Annotated in this window: 6 protein-coding genes; 1 reads left to right on the top strand and 5 read right to left on the bottom strand. The window is 69.0% G+C overall.

Features of this window, described 5'->3' with window-relative positions; translation table 11 throughout:
- Window positions 1-720 (bottom strand): 3-isopropylmalate dehydrogenase (locus AC2VOR_RS17790; RefSeq protein ID WP_486964228.1); only part of this gene is annotated, 720 nt, incomplete at its 3' end.
- 7 nt (window positions 721-727) lie between these two features.
- Window positions 728-2,314 (bottom strand): phosphoglycerate dehydrogenase, encoded by a 1,587-nt coding sequence (gene serA, locus AC2VOR_RS17785; RefSeq protein ID WP_369739589.1) that lies wholly within the window; start codon window positions 2,312-2,314, stop codon window positions 728-730.
- A gap of 149 nt (window positions 2,315-2,463) precedes the next feature.
- On the opposite strand from serA, the gene wrbA reads away from it, so the two are divergent.
- Window positions 2,464-3,081: an NAD(P)H:quinone oxidoreductase gene (gene wrbA, locus AC2VOR_RS17780; protein ID WP_369739590.1), complete on the top strand. Its 618-nt coding sequence runs from the start codon at window positions 2,464-2,466 to the stop codon at window positions 3,079-3,081.
- Here wrbA and ilvC read toward each other — a convergent pair.
- The 3 genes from ilvC to AC2VOR_RS17765 form a co-directional block, all read right to left on the bottom strand.
- Entirely contained in the window at window positions 3,078-4,079 is a 1,002-nt protein-coding gene (gene ilvC / locus AC2VOR_RS17775) for a ketol-acid reductoisomerase (protein WP_369741683.1), read from the bottom strand. The two genes, wrbA and ilvC, sit on opposite strands and share 4 nt — an antisense overlap.
- Before the next feature lie 57 nt (window positions 4,080-4,136).
- On the bottom strand, window positions 4,137-4,640 hold the full coding sequence (gene ilvN / locus AC2VOR_RS17770) for an acetolactate synthase small subunit (protein ID WP_369739591.1): 504 nt from the start codon (window positions 4,638-4,640) through the stop codon (window positions 4,137-4,139).
- Window positions 4,640-5,531: thiamine pyrophosphate-dependent enzyme (locus AC2VOR_RS17765; protein ID WP_486964227.1), on the bottom strand; the 892-nt coding region annotated here is incomplete at its 5' end. The genes AC2VOR_RS17765 and ilvN, both read right to left, overlap by 1 nt.

Here is a 5,531-nt window from a genome sequence, read left to right as displayed (position 1 = left end):
CAGGTCGGTGATGATGTCGCCGAACAGGTTGTCGGTGACGATCACGTCGAAGCGCCCCGGATCGGTGACCAGGAAGATGGTGGCGGCGTCGACGTGTAGATAGGCCACCTCCACGTCGGGGTATTCCGCGCCGACCTCGGCCACGATCCGCGACCACAACTTGCCGGCGAACGCCAGCACGTTGGTCTTGTGCACCAGCGTGAGGTGCTTGCGCCGCCGCCGGGCGCGTTCGAACGCGTCGACGACGACGCGACGCACCCCGAACGCGGTGTTCAGGCTCACCTCGGTGGCCACCTCGTGGGGCGTTCCGGCGCGGATCGCGCCGCCGGTGCCGGTGTAGGGCCCCTCGGTTCCCTCGCGCACCACCACGAAATCGATCTGCGGGTTTCCGGCGAGCGGGCTGCGCACGCCCGGAAAGAGCCGGGACGGCCGCAGGTTGACGTGGTGGTCGAGCTCGAAGCGCATGCGCAGCAACAGCCCCCGCTCCAGCACGCCGCTGGGCACCGACGGGTCGCCGATCGCCCCGAGCAGGATGGCGTCGTGCTGGCGCAGTTCGGCCAGCACCGATTCCGGCAGCAGTTCGCCGGTGGCGTGATAACGCCGGGCACCCAGGTCGTAGTCGGTCTTCTGCACGCCGGGCAGGACCGCGTCGAGCACCTTGACCGCCTCGGCCACCACCTCGGGACCGATCCCGTCGCCGGCGATGACGGCGAGCTTCATGCGCGCCTCACGACAGGTCGACCACTTCGAGTTTGTTGGCGGTCACGGCGGCCGCGATCGCCGAGCGCACCTCCGCGGGGACGTCCCGGTCCAGCCGCAGCAGGATGGTCGCTCCCGGCCCCTCGGCGTCCTCGGAGAGCTGCGCGGCCTGGATGTTCACCCCGGCGCCACCGAGCAGGGTGCCGATCTTGCCCAGCGCCCCGGGCTGGTCGACGTAGTTGATCACCAGGTTGGTGCCCTCGGCGCGCAGGTCGAAGTTGCGGCCGTTGATCTGCACGATCTTCTCGGTCAGCAGCGGGCCCGAGAGCGTGCCGGCCACGTTGACGGTCGAGCCGTCCGGGCCGACCGCCCGCACGTCGACGAGGCTGCGGTGGTTGGGGCTCTCCGAGGCCTTCGTGATCTCGGCGGTCACGCCGCGTTCCTCGGCCAGCGCGGGCGCGTTGACGAACGTCACGGTGTCCTCGATGACCGCCGAGAACAACCCGCGCAGCGCCGAAAGCCGCAGCACGTCGACGTCTTCGGCGGCCAGCTCGCCGCGCACCTGCACCGACACCGACGCCGGCAGGCCGCTGGACAGGGCGGCGGCCAGCACCCCCAGCTTGCGCACCAGGTCCAGCCAGGGCGCGACCTCCTCGTTGACCGCGCCGCCGCCGACGTTGACCGCGTCGGGGACGAACTCCCCGGCCAGCGCCAGCTTGACGCTCGCCGCGACGTCGGTGCCGGCCCGATCCTGGGCCTCGGCCGTGGACGCGCCCAGGTGCGGCGTCACCACCACCTGCGGCAGCTCGAACAGCGGGCTCTCGGTGCACGGCTCCTTGGCGAAGACGTCGAGCCCGGCGCCGCGGACGTGGCCGCTGACGATGGCCTCGGCGAGCGCGGCCTCGTCCACCAGGCCGCCGCGCGCGGCGTTGACGATGATGACACCCGGCTTGGTCTTGGCCAGCGCCTCCTTGCCGATCAGCCCCGCCGTCTCGGGCGTCTTGGGCAGGTGCACCGAGATGAAGTCGGCGCGGGCCAGCAGGTCGTCCAGCGACAGCAGTTCGATGCCCAACTGCGCGGCGCGGGCCGCCGACACGTAGGGGTCGTAGGCGACCAGGTGCGCCCCGAAGGCCGCGAGCCGTTGGGCGACCAGTTGCCCGATCCGGCCCAGCCCGACGATGCCGGCGGTCTTGCCGAGAATCTCGGTGCCGGAGAACGACGACCGCTTCCAGGTGTGGGCGCGCAGGGAGGCGTCGGCGGCCGGGATCTGGCGGGCCGCGGCCAGCAGCAGGGCCATGGCGTGCTCGGCGGCGCTGTGGATGTTGGACGTCGGGGCGTTGACCACCAGCACCCCGCGCTCGGTGGCGGCATCGACGTCGACGTTGTCCAGCCCCACCCCGGCGCGGGCCACGATCTTCAGCTTGGGGGCCGCCGCCAGCACCTCGGCGTCGACCGTGGTGGCCGAGCGCACCAGCAGCGCGTCGGCCTCCCCCACCGCGGCCAACAGCTTCTCCCGGTCGGGCCCGTCCACCCAGCGCACCTCGACCTGGTCCCCGAGCGCGGCGACGGTGGATTGGGCGAGTTTGTCGGCGATCAATACAACAGGCAGGTTCACGCGGCCAGCCTATCGGCTGCGGTTTTCACCGGCGGCGGACGGTCGGCGCATCGTCGCGCGTGACGCCCACACCCAATGGCTTACATGCGGCGCCAATACCTTTCGCGACGGCATGTTGCCGGGGCCACCCTCGTGCCTATGCTGTTGCGGTGACCAGACTCGCAGTCATCTACTACTCGGCCACCGGGCACGGCACCACGATGGCCCGCCGCGTCGCCGCCGCGGCCGAGTCCGCCGGCGCCGAGGTCCGGGTGCGCCACGTCGTCGAGACCCACGACCCGGAATCGTTTGCCCACAACCCGGCCTGGACAGCGAACTACGAAGCGACCAAGGATCTTCCCGCGGCCACCGGCGACGACATCGTGTGGGCCGATGCGGTGATCTTCGGTTCACCGACCCGCTTCGGCTCCCCCGCAGCGCAATTGCGCGCCTTCCTCGACTCGCTGGGCGGGCTGTGGGCACAGGGCAAGCTGGCCGACAAGGTGTATGCGGCCTTCACGTCGTCGAACACCCTGCACGGCGGGCAGGAGACCACGCTGGTCACCCTCTACCTCACGCTGATGCATTTCGGCGGCATCATCGTGCCACCGGGATACACCGATCCGTCCAAGTTCGTCGACGGCAACCCCTACGGGGTGAGCCTGGTCTCCACCCACGACAACATCGAGATCATCGACGAGACCACCGCGAACGCCCTCGACCACCTGGCCCGCCGGGTGGTGGCGGTCGCAGGGCGGCTCGCGTCGGCGCAGCGGCCCCGGGGCTAGGCCGTCTCGGTGATCGGGCGGTCCACCCAGCTCATCAGCTCGCGCAACTTCTTGCCGGTGACCTCGATGGGATGCTCGGCGTTCCGCTTGCGCAGTTCCTCGAGCTGCTTGTTGCCGCCCTCGACGTTGGCGACCAGCTTCTTGACGAAGCTGCCGTCCTGAATGTCGCGCAGGATCTCGCGCATCCGCTCCTTGGTGCCGGCGTCGATGACGCGCGGGCCCGACAGGTACCCGCCGAACTCGGCCGTGTCGGACACCGAGTAGTTCATCCGGGCGATGCCACCCTCGTACATCAGGTCGACGATCAGCTTGAGCTCGTGCAGCACCTCGAAGTACGCCATCTCCGGCGGGTATCCTGCCTCCACCATCACGTCGAAGCCGGTCTTCACCAATTCCTCTGTGCCACCGCACAACACGGCCTGCTCGCCGAAGAGGTCGGTTTCGGTCTCGTCTTTGAAGGTGGTCTTGATGACGCCCGCGCGGGTGCCGCCGATGCCCTTGGCGTAGGACAGCGCCAGCGCCTGGCCCTTTCCGGTGGGGTCCTGGTCGACGGCGATCAGGCACGGCACGCCCTTGCCGTCGACGAACTGCCGGCGCACCAGGTGACCCGGCCCCTTCGGAGCGACCATCGCGATGGTGACCTCGGCCGGGGGCTTGATCAGCCCGAAGTGGATGTTGAGCCCGTGCCCGAAGAACAGCGCGTCGCCGTCTTTGAGGTTGGGTTCGATGTCGTTGGTGAAGATCTCGGCCTGCGCGGTGTCGGGCGCGAGCAGCATGATCACGTCGGCCCACTTGGCGACCTCGGCGGGGGTGTCGACCTCCAGGCCCTGCTCGGAGACCTTCGCCCGGGACTTCGAACCCTCCTTGAGGCCCACCTTCACCTGCACGCCGGAGTCGCGCAGGCTCAGCGCGTGGGCGTGCCCCTGGCTGCCGTAGCCGATCACACCGACCTTGCGGCCCTGGATGATCGACAGGTCTGCGTCGTCGTCGTAGAACATCTCCAATGCCTCGGATGGCACGTTCCCTATCTCCTTCTCGTTCGCAACAGCTGAAATCTACTTGGTGCCCATGCCGCGCGGACCGCGCGACAACGCCACCACTCCGGACTGGACGATCTCGCGGACACCGAACGGCTCCAGCACCCGCAGCAGCGCCTCGATCTTGCCGCGGTTGCCGGTGGCCTCGATGGTCAGCGCCTCCGGCGACACGTCGATCACCTTGGCGCGGAACAGGTTCACCGCCTCGATCACCTGGCTGCGGGTGCCGGCGTCGGCGCGCACCTTGATCAGCGCCAGCTCGCGCGACACCGCGTTGTCATCGTCGAGCTCGACGATCTTGATGACGTTGATCAGCTTGTTGAGCTGCTTGGTCACCTGCTCGAGCGGGGTCTCCTCGGCGGAGACCACGATCGTCATCCGCGACATGTCCTTCTGCTCGGCCGGGCCGACGGCCAGCGACTCGATGTTGAATCCGCGCCGGGAGAACAGCGCCGCGATGCGGGCGAGCACACCGGGTTTGTCTTCCACCAGCACTGACAACGTGTGTGAGGTGAGGTTCATCAGGCGTGCCCCTCGCTTTCGTCGTCGAACAGCGGCCGGATGCCGCGGGCCGCCTGGATCTCGTCGTTGCTGGTGCCGGCGGCCACCATCGGCCACACCTGGGCATCGGCGCCGACGATGAAGTCGATCACCACCGGGCGGTCGTTGATCTCGCGCGCCCGGGCGATGACGTCCGCCACGTCTTCGGCATGCTCGCAACGGAATCCGACGCAGCCCAGCGCCTCTGCCAGCTTGACGAAGTCCGGGATGCGATGCGAGTGGGTTGCCAGGTCGGTCTGCGAGTACCGCTCCTCGTAGAACAGGGTCTGCCACTGGCGCACCATACCCAGGTTGCCGTTGTTGATCAGCGCCACCTTGATCGGCACACCCTCGATCGCGCAGGTGGCCAGTTCCTGGTTGGTCATCTGGAAGCAGCCGTCGCCGTCGATCGCCCAGACCTCGGCGTCGGGGCGGGCGATCTTGGCGCCCATGGCCGCCGGGACGGCGAACCCCATGGTGCCCAGCCCCCCGGAGTTGAGCCAGGTGCGCGGCTTCTCATACGAGATGAACTGCGCCGCCCACATCTGGTGCTGACCGACGCCGGCGACGTACACCGCGTCGGGACCGGCGATCTCGCCCAGCTTCTCGATCACGAGTTCCGGGCTCAGGCTGCCGTCACTCTGCGGGCCGTAGCTCAGCGGGTAGGTCGACTTGACGTCGTCCAGATACGCCCACCAGTCGGTCATGTCGATCTTGTCCGCGACGCCGTGGTGGCGCAGCATCGCGATCAGCTCGGTGATGACCGCCTTGACGTCGCCGACGATCGGCACGTCGGCGTGCCGGTTCTTGCCGATCTCGGCCGGGTCGATGTCGGCGTGGATGACCTTGGCCTCCGGCGCGAAGGTGTCCAGC

It is taken from the genome of Mycobacterium sp. TH-M103 (assembly GCF_057473785.1).
Note: the sequence above shows the minus strand (reverse complement) of the source record. Positions and strands in the feature narration are given on the sequence as shown.